Below are 19,624 nucleotides of genomic sequence, written 5' to 3'. Positions count from 1 at the left end.
TTATAAATATTTATATTCCCTTATATATTCCTGAACCATTCTGTCAAGAGTAAATTTCTTTTCAACCCTATTGCGATTAAAAAGTCCCATTTCACGACGCAAAGAAGAGTCTTCAGCGAGGATTCTGATTGATTCTGCAAAATCTTTTACATTATCCATTTCACAGAGAAAACCACCCTTTCCATCAACTACCAGTTCAGGCATACTTGAACAATCTGTTGTAACAACAGGCTTTCCACATGCCATGGCTTCTGCAACCGAGAGCCCGAAGCCCTCAAGCCGAGTTGGAAAGAGAAAAATATCTGCATAATTGTATATTTCTACCAGTTCATGTAAAGATAATTTCCCGGTGGATATAATATTAGGTGCATTTAAGTGGGTATTCTTTCGTAATCCCCCACTTATTAACAGCGAATACTTGTCCCCGAGTTCATTCATAATTTTTGGAAGCAGATCACCACCCTTTCTAATTGTTGCATTTCCGGAAAAGAATAATATGGTATTTTTGGAAGGAACTACAATATTTGAGTCAATTCTCTGATTTTCAACATCGAATGGTTTAAAAAAATTTTCATCAATTCCATTGTAAATGAGGATAGAATCAGAATAGCCAAATACTTCTTCAATTTTGTTTTTTGTATAGTTGCTTATACTGATTACTGAATCTGCAACATTAATGCTCTTTTTTTCCCATTGAAAAATATATGAATGATAGAGCCGTTGTAAAGAGGTTTTATAGGGCAGAAAAATTGGATCATGTACAAGAAGGTGTTCTGTTACTAATAAAGGTTGGTTGTTGTTTTTAAATGGATACCCATTCCAGGTATTTGCATGAATGATATCATAACCTGCCGATTTGCAAATTTTTCCCATGAATGATGGGACATATCCAGACCATCTCGGGAGGTTTTGAATATCGGCTTGAATTGATGAGTTATTCAATCCGGAAACAAGATTGTAGGTGAAGACATCTGATCCTGAATCGGCTTGTGCTAATGGAAAAAGTATTTTCAATCCTGATCAACTCTTGGTTTTTCAAGCATCAGGATCCAAGTTGGAATGAATGGATAGAGCAATGTAAGAAATATTGTAGGCATTCGGGTAATCATTGATTCTGGTTTAATTAAATCAGTACCCGCAAATAATTCCGGTTCCCTGATAATCCGGATGGTATAGTCATGAATCCTGAACATTGAGATTATTTTTTTAAAGGACCACCATGTCAGATGTTTCTCATAATAATAATCACCACGATTCATTAGTCTTAAGTAACGATGAGCCAGCCCCTTCGGTATCCATGAAAGAAAAGGAAGATGATAATGCCCTTCCATAATAGAAAGGGCATTCCCTGCAGCACAATAACTTACTCCTCCTGATATAAGTGTTCTATATATTTCTTTGAACAATTTTTTAGAATCTGGGAGGTGTTCATACACATGGTTACAGATACAGAATGCTGTGGAATTGTTACGAAACGGGAGATTCATGCCATCAGCACAGATAAAATCGATATCCTGAAAAAGGTAATCCTGTTTTGCTTTTTTTAATGCTTCAAAATCGATATCAATTCCGATTTTCTGTTGAAAATCTCCCTTCAGATGATGTAATATGATCCCTCCTGAACATCCAATATCAACAACTATCCCGAAATTCCTGTCATTTTTAAAATAATCGTCCAATACCAATTGAATTTTTTTTGCTTTATCCATTCTGTCATTTATATTTAAAACTGCTGGATTGATTTGTGAATATCCTTCCTGGTATTCAGACCTCATTTGATTCATGTAATACTTCCTGATATACTTCAATAAACTGGTCACTTATTTTATCCCAGGAAAAGCGATCCCGAACGGTCTTTAGTCCAGCCTCTCTGAACCGAGCAGCAAGTTCTGGATTTTCAAGGATTTGAATTATTGCATCAGCCAAACCCTGTGGATCACCAGGTGAAACAAGAAGCCCGTTTACACCGTCCTCGATGATGTCCGGAATACCTCCGATATTGCTACCGATAACTGGGACCCCTGATGCCATGGCTTCAAGGAGAACCACACCGAGGCCTTCTGTCTGGTTATTATGGATAATAGAAGGCAGAACAAAAACGTCAGCATTAGAATAATAATGTAAAAGTGAATCCCTGGTAATTCTTCCGAGAAAGGAAATATGTGATAAAATTTTTAACCTTTGCGATAATTCAATTAACTTTTCTTTATCAGGTCCATCACCGATAATATTTAGTTGGACACATAAAGAACTTTTATTCTGGATAATTTGTTGTGCTTTTATAAGATATTCTACTCCTTTCCATCCAATTAACCTACCTACAAAAAGAATTTTTTTTTCTTTATTGTGTCTCTGAATTATTGAATACTCTTCCGGGTGTATCCCCATTGGAATAATATTAATGATTTTGTTTGGGAGTATTCTGCGAATCCGTTTATATGTATGTTGACTATTTGAGGTGATATGATCAGAATATTTTGCTATCACTCTCATCCAGGGATATGCGATCCTGTATGAATGAATGATATGAATATCCGTACCGTGAATTGATAAAATATGTGGAATACCTGTAAAAAAACTGATAGCAGCCCCTATCAGTCCCTGAGGGATTATCCAATGAGAGTGAATAAGATCAATTTTCTCATTTTTCGCGATTTTAAATGCAAACAGTAATTGACATGCTGAAAATAGGAATAACTGAAAAATTGCTAAAGGTGATTGAGTAATCGACGGAATAATCCCTCCCTTTTTATTTAACAGTTGTCCTGTTCGAGTAAACCAGTAAGGAAATCGAAAAATTTTGATACCATCCTGAACCTCATAACAACGAAGTCCTGGTTGATTGGGGCAAAGAACAATTACCTCATATTCCTTGATTGTAATAGCTAAAGTTAAATCTCTCATAAACATACTATGAACGTCTTCTTGATGGGCCGGGTATGAGCTAGTGAGAAATAGTATTTTAACCATACATGAAATGAGGAAGATTTTCTTCATTATTTACTAATATACATACTACAGAAATCTTTAATTAAATCAACTAATATCTTCATTCTATCTATGAGAATGTTATATGTAAATACAATCAAAATTATTTATAAGTGATGTTTGATTTTACGCACCAGGCATACATTGACCTCTGTGCTAGATTAACTAAATCGTCTTATAATTTTTATTCAGTAGCAGAATTCCTTTCGACTTTTTCCAATACTCCTATCTATGACAAAAAAATCGTAATAATTCGCCATGATATTGATCGATGGGTTAATAATGCGGAAAGGATGGCCCATTTAGAAAAAAAAATGGGCATTAAATCTTCCTACTACTTTAGATATCCTAGTACCTTCTCTCCACTTGTTATGAAATTGCTATATTCATATGGTCATGAAATTGGATATCATTACGAAGTCCTTTGTAAAACCAAAGGAGATATAAGTTCAGCCTGGGTTTTATTTCAAAAAGAATTGTCAATTTTTCGTGAAATTATTCCAATTCGTACTGTGAGTATGCACGGTTCTCCTCTCTCTCCATATGATAATCGGCTTCTTTGGAATTATTATTCGCTGTCTGACCTTGGGATTATTGGTGAAGCGTATGATATACCGGCTAATTTTCTCTATTTTACAGATACTGGTCGGGCATGGAATGGAAAAAATAATCTTCGCGATCATATGTCTGGGGGGATATTCTATTTTCGTCAAATTCATACAACTCAGGAATTGATTGAATTTATTTATAAAGAAAAACCCCCTTTTTTATATTTAAATATACACCCTGAAAGATGGAATAATTCTCCAGTAATGTACTCTGTGAGCTTAATTATGGATAATGTCTTTTCAGCGGGAAAAAAGATCATTACGTTATATCAGGATTTTTAATATGAATAATGTGTTTGCAATTTTGGGAACTGCAGGGTGCAAAAAAACACTTCATACAATAGATTACCTCATGACGAGAATGAGGGACCTTCCTATCGTAATTTTTGAAACCGATTTTCGATTTATTTTTACTGCATCTCAAATTATTTTTAAACGTAATCATCTTCTTTTTACTTGGCAGAATTCAACAAAATGGACCGAGAGATTAATCGCTTTAATTAAACTGTTTGGTTTTTCAGTATTTTTGTTCCTTCCACCTTTTATTATAAAACCTTTTTTTATTATAATTGGAATGATTAGATCTGCAATTTTTTCATATCAATTGAGTAACCGTGGGATTAGTTTTTATCCTGTCAAAAACTTATCGACCCAAATAACAAAAACTATTCTCATAAACAATGGGATTACCTGGGCATTCCTGGCTAGTAGTCAATGGATTATAAAACCTGAAATACTCACGAACGAATATAATATTATAAATCTTCATCCTGGAATATTACCCTATCACCGTTCACTAGATTCATTTTTCTGGTCAATATTTTACCATGATGGAATCGGTGTGAGCGCCCATATTGTTGATTCTGGAATTGATACTGGGCCGATTTTAAAAAGGTTCTTCTTTTTTCCTAATGGCATTGATTTAATAAAATTAAGAAAGGAATGTGATCGTTTATTTCCTATTTTTGTATACATTATGATAGATCAAATCTACAATAAGGGAATTCAACCAATACATCAGGAAAATGGGTTAGGTCTCCACCATCGACCGATGAACCTGAATGAACTGAAAATGACGGGAAAAATTCTAAAAAATTTATATCATGATATTTATATTAATTAATTTTCTCAACGCTAATTAATATTTTAGAGGAATATTATGGTATTTTAGATGGCTCCTCATTTGAATGATATGACCTAATATATCAAATGAAAAATATGAGTGAATACATATTGCACCGTTGGCAACCAGAAAGGATACCCGTTCATTTTTGCATGAGTATAAAAAAGAACCATCATAAATTGAATAGAAATTGGGATACTGATCAAAACTCCATAAAAAATAGGGAAAATCCTTTTTGATAACCATATGTCCCTTTTGATGATTGCAGATCCCATAAGTAGGAGATATATCATGAGAACAATCGCAATCATCAAGGATCGATATTGAAGAATTGAAAAACCTGCAAAAATATATCCGGATATTATGATCATGAGTGGACTCAGAAGTATTAGAGATATGGTTGAATAGAAAAGCCATCCTTTTTGGTTTTTTCTTATGAGTGGTGAGAATAGGAGAACCGAGGAGATTCCCATTGGAATATAGAGAGGTGAAAAATATCGCATGTCAGGTAGGCTCCCCTCACTCATTATTGATCCATGCATTACACGGGCATAGGCAATAATGGTAATTCCGATGATAAAAAAACAAAAATATGTCTGTTTTTTAATCTCTGTAGTAAATATTTTACTACATTGATCTCGCGATTTGATCCCATAAACAAGAGCTGGCAGAAAAATCGGGCTCATGAGAAGAATGCCTATCCCTCCATTTAGAGGGTTCATTAAGAGGTAGTATAAATCAACATGTATTGTTTGGATGTTCGGGACAAAGAAATGTATTGCATAGAATATATATGACGTAACATCCTGAAAGATACTACTATTGTTAAAACCACCATTCTGAATTATGGATGCCGTCTCCACAAATCTACTATTTACTACATAATGATATTGAGGGGGTAATAAGGGATTTTGTGTTATTAGAAAGTTATTTAGGAAAAATGGTAAAAGCCCAGCAATTGAACCAATAGTTCCTGCAAGAATCCGTTTAAAATTATTCATATTAAGAATACCAAAATTGCCAGTATTCTTTGTTAGAATGGATACCATTTCCCATAAAGCCAAACCAATTAATATAATTGATCCATATTCCGGTCTAGCCCAGCAAATTAATCCACCAATGAAAAAAACCCCAAAGGTCTTTGGCAATGAATTAGAGCATCGGTTTATAGAAAACGTCAGGATGAGACATGCCACAACAAATGCTATTAATATATGGTCTTTTGCTGATCCTGACCAGAACAGATATGAGGAACATGAGATGACTGACATTGCTCCGAGAATCGATATCGTCCGTGATAGTAGTAATGATCGGAAAGTTGTGTATATCATCGGTGCAATGAGAGCACAGAGTATTTCGCAGGTAAATACTATTGCTGCAGATTCTACCGGACTGTCATCCCAAGTTGTCTCAAATGGCTGGTAGAAATAAAGGTTTAAAAGAAAAAATCCTAAGAATAAGAATAGAAAAATAATAAATACTTTCTCTAAATTTTTATATTGGAATCTGGATGATAATGTAATACATCCAAGGAGAGACAGTGTTCCGGCAACAAACCATCCGATTAGAAAAAGTAAACGGAAAAAATCTCCAAAAGTATGAATTATTAATAAGGATGGGATCGCCAGGAAAGGCAACATCAGGCTATACGCAAGGTAATTATCACGTGTTGTAAAATAAGCACTCAGTTCTCCAGAAAAAAGTCTTCCATATTTACCTTCGTTTTCTATAAGCTGAGAACCAGTGAATAGTTGATTTAGTTGGTTTGTTGTGATCCATTCATCAGTGATAAATAATGATGGAGAGGAAATGGAAAAACAAAGACAAAATGATAAACCTGCTAGGATGAGCATTATTACAAGATCGACTTTATTATTCTCATCCAAATGAAACATCACATAATATTTCTTTTCTCATATGTTTAAATCCGTGGTCTTGTAGAATCACCTATCTAGCTTTAAAACAAATTTTTCATATGCACTTATATCGTGTTCTTTTCTTTCTCTCCTTCTTTCTGGCAATTTTTGGAATAATTGATGGAGCGGATAATTTAGAAAATTCCCTTTTTATAAAATCAATAGATTTCTATCAGAAGGGTGATTATGAAGCATCATTGAAGATGGTTAATGATATTATTTCAATAAATGAAACGAATGGTTCTGCTCTCAATCTTCGCGGTTTAATCAATATGAATCTGGGAAAACATGAAGCCGCTCAAAAGGATTTTGAAAAAACACTGCAATATAGTAGTAACCACTCCCAAATCTATTACAATCTAGGTCTTAATGCATATCATTCTGGGAATATGTTCCAGGCAGATCATTACTTTAGCAAGGCATATGAAGATAATAATCCCTTTTTTAATCTCTTTTATTATGCGGGAGTTGTAAAATCAGAGTTGGGTCAATATAATGATGCAGTCTCCCTCCTTAAAAATGCATCACGTATACATCCTCATGATCCGCAGGCATGGATTCATTTGGGTATCGCATATGAACAGATACGAAAATTTGATCTAGCTGTTCAGGCATATGATAATGCCATTATCTCAGACCCTGCCCTTCCTGGACCTTGGATGAACAAAGGTAAAATATTTCTCTCATTCGGAAACATCTCATTAGCATGGATGGCCTTTGAGAATTATACATCCTTGGATCCTGATGATGATATAGGCTGGTTTTACTATGCCAAATCCCTTCATGATGATAAGATGTTGAATGCGTCAATAGAGGCATTACATCAGGCTATTGAAATTGATCCAACGAATCAAATCTATTCTGAACACTTAAAGTTGTATATCGATGAAAAAAACTCCATAGAATTAGGGGCCGTAAGTGAGCGACTAGATGATCGATTTATTATTTTATTATTATTTATTATTGGTTGCATGAGTATTATAATAATATATAGAAAATAGGGGATAGGTTTTCCTTTACTTGTTGCAGAAAATTTATTTACTCTTTTAAAAATTTATAGGGATATGAAATATTTCCCAAATGTAAATTCTAATATTGGTAACCAATAAGTATATCCGTTTGGTTTTTGATGACCAGTAATAACAGTGTCGATTATCTGAAATGTCAGGGGAATTACAACCAGAATTAAAATGACATAAAGTAAGGTTTTGTTTGAAAATGGATATTCCTTTGATATAGTTGCTAAAATAATACTCAATATTCCAAAAACTATCATCATATATTCCAACGGAACCATAAAATCCTGAAATGATGCACCTTGGGTTGATAAACTCAAAATTATTAGAATGTACGATATTGGAAAACACATTATTGCAGTTATAAATATCTTAAAGACTTTTTCAGTAGTTGAGGAGATAATGGGCGATAAAAGAAGTATTGATACGATATTTAGTGGAACATACAGGGGGGAATAGTATCTCATGTCTGGTAACACTCCAAAACTTACATTTGAACCGTGTAATACCCTGAGGTAGGCAAGAAATGATATAAAGATAAAAAATATTGCAAAATGAATCATCATTTGAGATTTGACCGTATAATTCTTGTGAATATTCTTTCTATGTGCAAAAAAAAATCCACATGCAGGAAGCAGCAATGGAACGATAAAAAGAATACCCACTCCTCCGTTTTGTGGATCTATCATTATCCCATATAAATCAGATATATCTATGCTATCCGGCATGTAGAATGAAATAACCTTCCATATCATCGAAAATACTCCGCTATTTATGTGGGTTATAGCATTCGATTCAATTATCTCTGCAGTTTGATCCACTGGCAAATTTCGAGTAGCAATATAGATGTATTGAGGGGGGATAAATGGATTTTTGGTTGTTATAATATTATTATAGAAAAATGGAATTAAACCACATAGAGTCCCTCCTCCTGCCCATCCTACTGCGATTATTATTTTTTGGAGTGAGCGTCTTTTATCTACATATTGTGGAAAAATGTTTTTCCAAACAAACCATCCAACCAATCCTAATAATACCACAACTCCATACTCGGTTCTTGCCCAGCAAAGCAGACCGCAGATCAAAAATAAAAAAAACCATCTTACTCCTGATTGATGGTTAATAATCAGAGAGATCAGAAAAAAAATACAGGTGACAAGAAAAGCCACTAATATATGATCTTTTGCTGATCCGGCCCATATCAGATATGATGAACAACATAATGTAATGATTGAAGATATAATTGCAGTTTTCCTATTGTTTAAAAATTGGATGAAAGTGCCATATAAAAGGGGTGTCATGAGGCTGAAAAGTACACTCCCCATGAAAATTATGGCCGCTGTCTCAACAGGTCTGATTTCACTTTCTGCGGGGAATGGTCGGTAAAAAATGATGTTTGAGATGAAAAGTGCTGTAAAAATAATAAACAAACACAGAGAGATTATTTCATCCCGTTTATTATATACAAAAAATTTTCTAAATAGGGCGAGGGTGATGTATCCGATGCTTGCCCATATGCATAAAAATAACAATCTAAAATTATCTGATGTGACATGGATTATATGTAACACAGGTAAAGAGACAACTGGAAGAAATAAACTATACGCCAGATAATTCTGTTTGGCTACAAAATATGAGTCTAATTCTCCTGTAAATAATGTACCGTATTTTCCTTCATTAAAGGTAATTTGTGAATTATGAGATATTTGATAAAGTTGATTCAGAGTAATCCATTCATCATTCATCAATATGCCGGGGGTGGTGATAGCGAAACAGCACACAAAGGATATCCCGGCCAATATGCACATTATGATGAGATCTGTTTTTAGAAAACCTGTGTTTTCCGATAAACATGGTCTTAAACGGGTAATATGCATGTGATCAACTATTATTTTTTTATATGATTATAGTTAATGGCACTATTATCTGGAAGTTGTGCCTTATACTATGAAATGCAAATAGAGTGGTAACCTTGAATAATCTTTTTATTATGATTATTCAAAAACGTTGTAACTGGCATAATAATTGGCTGGGAGAAAGGTATTGCATGAATAAAGAAAAGTGCCATGTATTATGTAGATTGAAAAGCAGGAGCATTATATCCAAACTGTTGGTGGTCTCGATACTTGTATTCGTGCTCGGTCTTGTTAATGCAGAACAGACAGGAGATTCTCTGAATACGGACAGTGATTTCAAGAATAATGAGACTTTGTCTAATTGGTTAATACAAGGAGAAAATTTTTTTGAAAATGGGGATTTTGTCCTTGCATTAAAAAATTATCAGAATGCGTATGAGATATCCCCTGATGACTCGGACATCCTGTATAAAATTGGATTAACACATTTAATGCTTGGGAATATGGAGATTGCAGAGCAATATTTTAATGATTCAATACGGAAAAATGGTAATCCTGAAGTTTTATTCTATCATGGTGTTGCAAATTACGGATTGAAGCGTTATTCGCAGTCAGTAAAATCTTATGGAAAATATCTGGATTTCTATCCCAACGACTCATATGCCTTATTTAATCTTGGACAAGCCTACGAGCAAGATGGAAAGTACAATTTAGCCCTACAGGCCTATGAAAATGCAACACGGGTAGATCCATCATATGCAAAACCATGGTATTTTATTGGCGTGTTGTATGGATCGTTTGGTAATCATTTGATGGCCAGAAATGCTTATGTCCATTATATAGAGTTAGAACCTGATGATCATCGGGGTTGGTTTGCTTTATCCCTGGAAGAGTATTCGCTGAAAAATGTAACCGAATCTGTTATTGCAATGGAACATGCTGTTCGGCTAAATTCAAATAATACTATGTACCAACAATATCTCGAAATATTATTAGAAGGAGATAACAATTCTTCGAATAAGAATCAGAATATTCCTTTAAGTATGATATCAATAATAATTGCACTGTTTACTGGAATAATCTCCATTCGATGTCATATGAAAATCATATGATATGAACAGATCAATTGGATCAAAAAAGAGGGTAATTTAAATGATTACTCCACCATCATACCCGGTTGCAAGTGTTTTTGCAACAAGTGTAGATGCACCAACTTTTGGTTTAATTTCAATGGTAAACGAATTCCCCGGTGCCGGACCTGGATTTGGATTCAATGTGACCTTTATCTTTTCTGTTGGCCGAAGAATAGTCGTTCCAGCGCTACCAACTGCAGTATAGCCGGCTGAACCACTTAAATCTCTTGCTTTTCCACCGCTCAAACTCCATACATATGTGACTTCTCTCATTTTCTGAGGTTGTCCACCTTCAGGAATTGAAAGGTAAAGATTGATCTTGTTCGTTGTTGTTCCTGTAAGACTTCCATACAATTGTCCATCTAATACGAGATTAGATGTCGACTGTTTCACACCTGAATAGGTAACTTCCTGAGACTTCTGAGTAGCAAAGAATCCTGCTCCCAGCATGACATATGAAAACACTGCGGCCACAACAACAAAGGCAATCAGAACGATTGCTGCTTCGAGACCGGAAAATGCTGCTTCTTTCTTCATGTCTATTCACCTGTCTGGATCACCCAGACTATCTCACTATTGCTTTATTTATATATAAAACTAGTGGTCTGAACTCTTTATAATTTAGAATCAAAATTTAAAGTTAGTATACTAATTCTCGAACATTGTTTTTGAACAATTGTTCTTTGCATGAAAATTTACAGTAGAAATAACCAAAAAGAAAGATTGAGAAAAAGTTGAATTAAATAATCACTCCGCCAGTGTATCCCGTAGCTAGGGTCTTGGCGATAAGAGTAGATGCTCCAATTTTTGGTTTGATTTCAATAGTAAATGTCTCACCTGGTACTGGTGTGTCGGTTGGAGTTAACGTGACCTTTACCTTTTCGGTAGGGACAAGAATATCATTCGTTAATGCTGGGTCAATTGTAATACCGGTACCAAGAGTTCTCTCTTCCCCAATACCGCCTTCTAAACTATAAACAAAAACGACTTCGCCAATATCTTGTGGCTGACCACCTTCTGGAATTGATAGATAAAATTCAATCGTATCTACATCGCCATCTGTACTATCGTAGTTCCCATATAATTGACCATCTAGTACGAGGTTTGATGTCGACTGTTTTACACCTGAATAGGTAACTTCCTGTGACTTCTGAGTAGCGAAAAATCCCGCACCCAGCATGACATAGGAAAACACTGCGGCCACTACAACAAAGGCAATCAGGACGATTGCCGCTTCGAGACCGGAAAATGCTGCTTCTTTCTTCATGTCTATTCACCTGTCTGGATCACCCAGACTATCTCACTATTGCTTTATTTATATATAAAAGTAATGTTTGGTTCCAGTTTCGTGATTTATAAAATGAAAATCCTCTCTAACCTCATTTGCTCGTAAAAATAAGATTTGTTAGTATAAAACAGGCCCCCCGGCAAATGTCTGACTTAAATGATACGTAACAAAGGTAGATGGTCCCATTTGTGGCTTTAATTCAATAGTAAACCAACCTGCAGGTATGGGTCCGCCAACATCTTTCAGAGTAAATATTTGCTTATCTCCCGGAAACATAATAGGTCCATGTTCAACTCCGAATTTCAAGCCAACGGCCCCCCCTGGACCTCCATATTCATATGTTCTTATCTCTCCATTGGATGAATGGGTATATACAATAACGAGCTTGGACAAATCCTGAGGTTGGCCTGTTTCTAGAACACCTGCAGAAAATTCAACATGATCCAATCGGTTATCATTTCCAAGGTATGCATAAACTGCCCCTTCCATGTACATCGCTGAAGATGCTTGTTTGTATCCGGAAACGGTAACTTCTTCTGTCTTTCCTGCGGTAAAAAACCCAGAGCTTAAGACTGACATTCCAAAAACTGCTGCCACAACGACGAATGCTATTAGAATAATAGCTGATTCAAGCCCAGTGAATCCCTCATTTTTTGCATACATGTGTTATCCCCTTTTAGTACTTTTTAAATTGGAATAAAATACTTTTCGAGTCGTGTGATCAATGAAATAGTAATCTTTGAGAAAATATTCTGGGTATTGGTTTTTTTCACATATCTCAATTATTGGTAATTATCGCGATCCTAAAGATATTTTGATTTATCTTGCTTTATCAGTTTATTTCCTTTTTTTAATCAAATAGAAAAATTTAGAAAAATCACGGCGCGTTCCTGATTTGGATACAATATTATTCATAGTGAATATGGGACCATTGCCAATAACAGAACTGATTAAACACTCTAATTTTTAATTAGTATATATAATCTCGTTTCTCCTCCACTACAGGCGCGGTCTTTCGCAATCATTCAGTAGGGAAACCGAATTCACGTCATGAAAAAAACTCCCGATAAAACTAAAAAAAATAACACCGGACAACCATTATTCAATATTAAAAACTCATATCTGCGTTGAAGGATAATTATCATTCATTAACTCAGGATTCCAATATGCCACAATTCCGGATCGGCACAGACGATTTTAAAAAACTGCGTGATGAAAATGGCTACTTCGTAGATAAATCCCTCTTGATAAAGGAAATAATAGAAGGAAGTGATGTTACCCTGCTCCCTCGTCCCCGGAGGTTTGGCAAGACCCTCAACATGACCATGCTCCGGTACTTTTTTGAAAAAAACGAGACAAGCAATGCATATCTTTTCGAGGGTCTTGAGATTATAAAATATCCTCAATACATGGAGTACCAGGGTCAGTACCCAGTCATCTTTATTAGTTTAAAAGATTTCAAAAGGTCTTCATATGAGAGTTTTCTTGCAGCAGTACGAACCGAAATGTCGCGCCTTTTCTCTTCCTTTTCTGTTCTGATTTCCTCTCTGGATAATGGAAAAAAGGATCGTTTTTTACGTATCTGTAGAGAACAGGCAGACGTTGATGATCTCTATGGGAGCCTGAAAGAGCTCATCCTCAATTGTTACCAGTATTATCAAAAACCGGTTGTGGTAATCATCGATGAGTATGATGCACCGATGATTGAAGCATGGACAAACGGATATTACGAAGAAATCTCTCAGTTCATGAGGTTCTGGCTTGGAGGGGGTCTCAAACACGATAATGCGTCTTCTTTGTACCGTGCCGTTATTACAGGTATCCTGCGAATTGCAAAAGAGTCTATTTTCTCCGAACTAAACAATCTCAAGATCTGCACAACCTTGCTCCCCAATACATTAGCCCACCAATTTGGGTTTACCGAAGAGGAGGTTGAAAAAATCCTAATTGACTTCCATCTCATTGATCAGGCAAAAACCGTTCGTGAATGGTATAATGGATATTCCTTCGGTACAAAAACGATATATAATCCCTGGTCTGTCTCGAATTACATAGATAATTTTCCCGCTCCTCCAGGACCACACTGGCTGAACACCTCATCAAACGCACTCATATACGAAGAACTCAATGGAGGAGGCCTTGAGATCAAAAAAGATCTGGAACGCCTGTTATCCGGAGAAGAACTCAGGTATCCGATCAACGAGACCATCACCTTTCGCGATATTGGAAAGAGCCCTGTCAATATCTGGAGTTTTTTATACTACTCCGGTTACCTGAATGCTGACACTCCGGAGTGGGCGGAATATGATGAAACCCTCCTGACATATTCGTTAAAAATTCCAAATCAGGAGATAGCTGTTGCCTATCGTCAGTTTGTAAATTATACACTGGAAGATGGAGTTCAGCCAGGTGTAAAACAATTTATCTCCGTTTTTCTGGAAGATAAACCATCAATCGTTCTTGAGCAGGTACTTCAGGAACTCACCTTGACCCTTGTCAGCATGTATGATCTCGCGAAACTACCAGAAGCGGTCTTTCATGCATTTGTCCTAGGCCTCCTTGCGAATTTGAGGATTGTCTACGAGATCAAATCAAATACAGAATCAGGATATGGCCGGGCTGATATCCTCATGATCCCAAAAACTTCCCGATACCAGACAGGTTACATTATTGAGTTCAAGTCAATCGGTCTGGAAGAAAATATCGAAGAGGCTTGTACCCGTGCATTGACCCAGATACATAAGAATGTATATCATGCAGCAGTTCACAATGCCGGTATTCCTCCACAACAGGTGAGGTCTCTTGCAATCATTCTACAGGGAAAACGAATTTTCGTGAGAGAAAAAATTCCAGATAAACCATAAAAAACCTCACCTATACCACCCATAAAACAGATACCCGACCGGATTTGTTATCAAATATCTTGTCAATCCTCATCTCTCTTCATTTTATCCAGCTCTTCCCGTGCTCTGACCCGGACGACACTATCTTCATCCTGTGAACACCGGTTCAGAACAGAAATGATCTCATCCTCACCGCCTAATTTTCCAAGAGCCTTGATTGCCCGAAGTCTGACTCCTGCATCAGTATCTTTCGTAGCCTGGATAATATATGGTGTAATGGTTGAGTTACCAATTCTCCCCAAGGTTTTTACAGCCTCTCGTCTGACATAATGAGATTCATCGTATAATGCCCCGATTATGGGATCAAGAGTTGGTATTTTTCCAGACGTGACCCGTAAGGCTACGAGGGATCCGACCCGGACTCTCCAGTCTTTATCATGCACTCCCTGCATTAACTCTGGCACAGCCAAATCTCCCAGATGCCCGAGTGCCTCAGCCGCAGTTTCCTTCACATACCGGTCATCGTCAGTCAGAGCTTTCATAAGCGGTTTGACCGCTTTTATGGCCCCGGTCCGGCCCAATGCATCAGCAGCACTTCGACGGACATATGCACTATCATCGCTTAATGCATGAATCAGGGGGAGAACAATACGTGGATCAGATAATTCGGAAAGAGCATCTACTGCCTCTTCTCTCTCTTTTTCATCCTCACTCCCAAGTGCATTAATAATAGTGTCAAAATCCCCACAAAACTTAGAGAAGGTTTCTTCTTTTTTCCGCTCTCCCCTTTCAATCAGGTCTGTCAAAACCATCTCAACAAGCCTGCGGTCTTTCACATAAAGGAGAAGGACCATAATGGTTGCAAGATCCAGACCGGTATAGAGCATCACAAATGCAATACTAAACTGATACCCAAACACGTCAGCAAATATTGCAAACAAGATTACTGATACCAGAATAATACCAACCAATCTTAAGCCGGATTTCGGATACCAGAGTGCCAGAAGAATGATTGGTATTAAATACAGGTGGGGAATGAAGACATAAATAAACCGAAATCCTGTCCAAGGACTCTCCCAGAGAACATAGATTGATACAAAAAGTGAAATGAGCGCTAAAAGTGCTATGATAAGAATTTTTCCGGGTTCTATGTATCCCCGGTGCACATGAATGTAAGTCAGGATCTTATCGAGCACTGTCATCTCCAAAATGCAGATTAGACTTCACCAAAAATCGTCATACGCGCTTCTTTTTCGAACTCATCCTGGTTTTTGATCGCCGCAGCCTGATGTGCAGGAGTGTCCCAGAAATAATATTTCTCAATCTGCATCAGTCGGATCCACCGGTTTGTTATCTCCTCTCCCACCTGGTATATCTGATAATATGTCTCCGGACGGGGATGTTCACAAACCGAAGCAACTTTGAGTTCTTTTAAGATATTGACCATGGCATCACCAACAAGTTTGGTCTGGTACCACGGATTTTTCTGCCACCGGTGCGTGAGCATCTCCATGAGGTTCAGGTTTTTGAATTTTTTCAGTTCAGGAATATTGATCATGGGGTTCAATTTCATCTCGCTCATGACCTCACCGAGCATCAGGTCTCGGGCGAAGAACATCCCGTTATGCATGACAAAATATCGCCGTGGAATATAGTCCTTAAATGAAACCAGATCATGCATATCACGCATGCTCTCTTTCATGAGATAATATACCTGCGCGTTACGCATAACCGGACAGAGTTTCGCTACAACGACATTTGAGAGCAACGTCCATGGAAGATCGATTATTGACTCGTGAAAGAGCATGTATAGATAAAACATCAGTTTCTTCTTGATCCAAAAGTCAAGATGCCTGGTCTTTTCATCCTTTAAGACATCAAGGTAGATCTGCTCCATGCCGGCGGTTGCAGATTTAGCATCAAAAGAGAGGACTTTAAATCCATTATTTTTCGCGGCAATACCCCTGAGCAGGAGTTTTATTGCATTCTGGGCAATCACAAAGTCTTTGAGCATTCCTATCTGCTGATTGGAAAATGCGATGACATTTCGTGAGCCCGGATATGTATATTGATCCAGCAATATTCCTTTCCGAGGAGCTTCCTGTTTCCGGGAAAGGTGAATCGTTGTTCCCAGCTGTTCTTCAATATGATCGAGGAGAGACTGAAGAGAGGATGATATCTCGTACTTATTTTCCATGGACATCGAGATATTTGGTCATCATCGTATTTTACGGCAGCGATGTGAATGTGTCATTTTTCATATAGTGAAAGCATAAATATTGATCCAACCAATGAGAAAGAATCAGGAATATGGCAGAAAATACTACTCATAAATTTCTTAGTAAGCGTGATGTGCTTCTCAATAAGGCAGATGCGTTTGCACTGGAAGCAGATCAACTTGCCTACCAGGGGAAGTACGAGGAGGCGGTAGATAAATATGATCAGGCGCTTGCGATATACCCCTCTAATCCGGACCTCTGGGCGTTTAAGGCAATCACATTATCTGGAGGGCTGGGCCGGAATGATGAAGCACTTGAATGCTGGGAGCGGGCAAAGAAACTGGATCATGTCTTGGCCGATGCAATTACCGATGTGCCCTCATCAGAATCTGCAATGACGGTCCATGAACGTGATCTTGTGGATTTCAAAGGGAGTACTGCGGATCGTATCCGGAACCTGGTCAAACAGCAGGCTATGGATAAGAAAAAGAAATAATTATTCTAAATTTTACTATTTTTGACGATAGAAATCAGCCTTCTTTGATAATATGATTACATCGCTCTTGCTGATCGAAGAGTTAAAACTCAATGGTATTTGATAAATGGTTTATTGATTTTTCAGTCTCATTTTGTGTTACAGCAATATCTGCATTTTTTTAACTCGTTTAAAATCCTTCTCTCTTATCCATCTGTTCATTTTTCATGATATTTCATAATTGTTGTTGGGATCCTCAAGATTAGCAGGGAAGTATCGGATGACCTTGTAATTGCACTCATGAGTAGTATTTCAGCATACTATTCCACTCAGTTCCACTTTTTGGTGGATAGCCTTGGTGAACCGGCATTCGTATATAAATCATCTTTCTATACAAATCCTGAAGGCTTTCCAAATATAATATAGAAAAGATATGCCCGGTTCAAATCTTCCAATAGGAATTCAATCGTTTTCAGAGATAAGAACCCACAATTATTTGTATGTCGACAAAACCAGGTATATTTCATCCCTATACAACACAGGCAAATACTACTTTCTTTCAAGACCTCGCCGTTTTGGAAAAAGTCTCTTTATAGATACTCTGGATTGTGCATTTTCCGGTAGAAAAGACCTCTTTGAAGGTCTATATCTCACGACTCCTGATTCCGGATGGGATTTTGAGAAAATATACCCGGTCCTACGGGTAGATTTTGCAGGGGGTACTATCCGGAAACCGGAGGATCTTCGGGAACGTCTTGACAGGTTACTCGATGAATGGGAAGATCGTTTTCAGACAAGACAAACAGAGGGCTCACCTGGCGAGCGGATGCTATACCTCATTCCTCAAATCGCAGAGATTAGTAAAACTCAAGTAGTTCTTCTTGTTGACGAGTATGACAAACCAATTCTTGACAATCTGGAAGATCTATCCGTTGTAGTAAATTTAAGGGATCAACTCAAGGATTTTTATGGGGCCATTAAACCCCTTGATGTGTATATTCGGTTTGTCTTTTTGACTGGCGTATCAAAATTTTCAAAGACCGGTATCTTTTCTGGTTTGAATAACCTGAAAGATATCACCCTTGATAAGCGGTATTCATCTATATGTGGGTATACAGAAGAAGATCTGCTCACTGTTTTTCGGGAAAGGGTCACATCATTTGATCTTAAAGAGATTTCAAGATGGTATAATGGATATTCATGGCTGGGGGAATCAGTTTACAATCCATTTGATATTTTATTATTTTTTGACGAGGGAGTATTCAGGCCTTTTTGGTTTGAGACAGGGACTCCATCATTTCTTTTAAAAATCTGGAAAGCAGATCCCAGGTCTCCTGCCGACTATGATGGTATGGTCATTGGTGAAGAGATCCTCGGTTCATTTGATCCTGAACAGATTAGGATGGAGACTCTGCTTTATCAGAGTGGGTACCTGACCATCCGGGAATGGACTGCAGATGCAGTGCGAGGTCTGTCCTGCATCATAGGATACCCGAATATTGAAGTAAGGACATCATTAAACATCCTTTTCTCTGAAGCACTAACTGGCAGAAATATTACATACTACCGGTCCAGCCTATATGATCTGCTTGAAACAGAAAATATCTCTGGACTCCATGATTTCTTTTTAAGGTTTTTTGCATCCATTCCTCATGACTGGTATCGAAAAAACCAAATCGCACGGTTCGAAGGGTATTATGCGAGTGTTTTTTACACCTGCTTTGCATCTCTTGGATACCAGGTAATTCCGGAAGATACTACAAATCATGGAAGGATAGATCTGACTGTTCAAACACATAATGCCATCTGGATCTTTGAGTTTAAGGTTCTCGGTCCTAATCTGGGAATTGAGAAAAGACCTCTTGATCAGATTCGGATGAAGGGATATGCTCAAAAATATTATGGGACAGAACTTTCTGTATACGAGATTGGTGTTATCTTTGATCCGACCATACGAAATATCGTGTCATGGGAAGTAGGACGATGATTCAGGTTACCTGATTCGTAATCTGAAAAATCTGGTGTTTGTTGATTTTTATCAACTATTTAAAAGATAATAATGGGTGTTGCCTAATGGGCTGCCATAAATCATTCACACAATATAAGGTATCTAGCGCTTGAGCAGCATTATATATAATAATTGCGTATTAACATTTGAG

Annotated in this window: 17 protein-coding genes; 8 read left to right on the top strand and 9 right to left on the bottom strand. The window is 37.1% G+C overall.

The features are described 5' to 3' along the window. The 3 genes from KSK55_RS09205 to KSK55_RS09195 are packed head-to-tail and all read right to left on the bottom strand — an operon-like array spanning window position 1 to window position 2,904. On the bottom strand, window positions 1-1,014 hold the full coding sequence (locus tag KSK55_RS09205; protein WP_218606691.1) for a glycosyltransferase family 4 protein: 1,014 nt from the start codon (window positions 1,012-1,014) through the stop codon (window positions 1-3). Beyond that, window positions 1,011-1,784 (bottom strand): class I SAM-dependent methyltransferase, encoded by a 774-nt coding sequence (locus tag KSK55_RS09200; protein WP_218606690.1) that lies wholly within the window; start codon window positions 1,782-1,784, stop codon window positions 1,011-1,013. The genes KSK55_RS09205 and KSK55_RS09200 overlap by 4 nt, the downstream gene beginning before the upstream one ends. After that, window positions 1,765-2,904, bottom strand: a complete 1,140-nt coding sequence (locus tag KSK55_RS09195) for a glycosyltransferase family 4 protein (RefSeq protein ID WP_218606689.1) — start codon at window positions 2,902-2,904, stop codon at window positions 1,765-1,767. Before KSK55_RS09195 ends, KSK55_RS09200 begins: the two co-directional genes overlap by 20 nt. 200 nt (window positions 2,905-3,104) lie before the next feature. Between KSK55_RS09195 and KSK55_RS09190 the strand changes: the two genes are divergently transcribed. The 4 genes from KSK55_RS09190 (at window position 3,105) to KSK55_RS09175 (ending at window position 7,636) form a co-directional block, all read left to right on the top strand. Next, window positions 3,105-3,878 carry a polysaccharide deacetylase family protein gene (locus KSK55_RS09190; RefSeq protein WP_218606688.1) on the top strand — a complete coding sequence of 258 codons (774 nt, stop codon included), beginning with the start codon at window positions 3,105-3,107 and terminating at the stop codon, window positions 3,876-3,878. Window position 3,879: 1 nt separating this feature from the next. After that, window positions 3,880-4,719, top strand: a complete 840-nt coding sequence (locus KSK55_RS09185) for a formyltransferase family protein (protein WP_218606687.1) — start codon at window positions 3,880-3,882, stop codon at window positions 4,717-4,719. A 1,038-nt stretch (window positions 4,720-5,757) separates the two neighbouring features. Continuing rightward, on the top strand, window positions 5,758-6,144 hold the full coding sequence (locus KSK55_RS09180; protein WP_218606686.1) for a hypothetical protein: 387 nt from the start codon (window positions 5,758-5,760) through the stop codon (window positions 6,142-6,144). A gap of 550 nt (window positions 6,145-6,694) precedes the next feature. Next, window positions 6,695-7,636, top strand: a complete 942-nt coding sequence (locus tag KSK55_RS09175; RefSeq protein ID WP_218606685.1) for a tetratricopeptide repeat protein — start codon at window positions 6,695-6,697, stop codon at window positions 7,634-7,636. Window positions 7,637-7,689: 53 nt separating this feature from the next. Here the strand turns inward: KSK55_RS09175 and KSK55_RS09170 are convergent, their stop codons facing one another. Continuing rightward, the gene (locus KSK55_RS09170; protein WP_218606684.1) at window positions 7,690-9,396 is read right to left on the bottom strand and encodes a hypothetical protein; all 1,707 of its coding nucleotides are present in this window, start codon (window positions 9,394-9,396) and stop codon (window positions 7,690-7,692) included. A 302-nt stretch (window positions 9,397-9,698) separates the two neighbouring features. Here KSK55_RS09170 and KSK55_RS09165 point away from each other — a divergent pair, with 302 nt between their 5' ends. Further along, complete coding sequence (locus KSK55_RS09165; RefSeq protein ID WP_218606683.1) at window positions 9,699-10,619, top strand: tetratricopeptide repeat protein; 921 nt, start codon at window positions 9,699-9,701, stop codon at window positions 10,617-10,619. A gap of 36 nt (window positions 10,620-10,655) precedes the next feature. Here the strand turns inward: KSK55_RS09165 and KSK55_RS09160 are convergent, their stop codons facing one another. The 3 genes from KSK55_RS09160 to KSK55_RS09150 form a co-directional block, all read right to left on the bottom strand. Then, a complete protein-coding gene (locus tag KSK55_RS09160; protein WP_218606682.1) occupies window positions 10,656-11,177 on the bottom strand; it encodes a flagellin in 522 nt (173 codons plus the stop codon). 202 nt (window positions 11,178-11,379) lie between these two features. Continuing rightward, a complete protein-coding gene (locus tag KSK55_RS09155) occupies window positions 11,380-11,907 on the bottom strand; it encodes a flagellin (protein ID WP_218606681.1) in 528 nt (175 codons plus the stop codon). A gap of 138 nt (window positions 11,908-12,045) precedes the next feature. Next, on the bottom strand, window positions 12,046-12,591 hold the full coding sequence (locus KSK55_RS09150; protein WP_218606680.1) for a flagellin: 546 nt from the start codon (window positions 12,589-12,591) through the stop codon (window positions 12,046-12,048). 503 nt (window positions 12,592-13,094) lie between these two features. Here KSK55_RS09150 and KSK55_RS09145 point away from each other — a divergent pair. After that, window positions 13,095-14,792 (top strand): AAA family ATPase, encoded by a 1,698-nt coding sequence (locus KSK55_RS09145; protein WP_218606679.1) that lies wholly within the window; start codon window positions 13,095-13,097, stop codon window positions 14,790-14,792. A gap of 62 nt (window positions 14,793-14,854) precedes the next feature. Here KSK55_RS09145 and KSK55_RS09140 read toward each other — a convergent pair whose 3' ends face one another. Beyond that, entirely contained in the window at window positions 14,855-15,973 is a 1,119-nt protein-coding gene (locus KSK55_RS09140; RefSeq protein ID WP_218606678.1) for a HEAT repeat domain-containing protein, read from the bottom strand. Between the two features lie 14 nt (window positions 15,974-15,987). Beyond that, entirely contained in the window at window positions 15,988-16,968 is a 981-nt protein-coding gene (locus KSK55_RS09135; RefSeq protein ID WP_214419979.1) for a hypothetical protein, read from the bottom strand. A gap of 113 nt (window positions 16,969-17,081) precedes the next feature. Here KSK55_RS09135 and KSK55_RS09130 point away from each other — a divergent pair, with 113 nt between their 5' ends. Continuing rightward, a complete protein-coding gene (locus KSK55_RS09130) occupies window positions 17,082-17,486 on the top strand; it encodes a tetratricopeptide repeat protein (RefSeq protein ID WP_214419980.1) in 405 nt (134 codons plus the stop codon). Between the two features lie 412 nt (window positions 17,487-17,898). Further along, complete coding sequence (locus KSK55_RS09125; protein WP_218606677.1) at window positions 17,899-19,452, top strand: ATP-binding protein; 1,554 nt, start codon at window positions 17,899-17,901, stop codon at window positions 19,450-19,452. The last annotated feature ends 172 nt before the right edge of the window (window positions 19,453-19,624 follow it).

Source organism: Methanospirillum hungatei (assembly GCF_019263745.1).
Lineage (GTDB): Archaea > Halobacteriota > Methanomicrobia > Methanomicrobiales > Methanospirillaceae > Methanospirillum > Methanospirillum purgamenti.
Note: the sequence above shows the minus strand (reverse complement) of the source record. Positions and strands in the feature narration are given on the sequence as shown.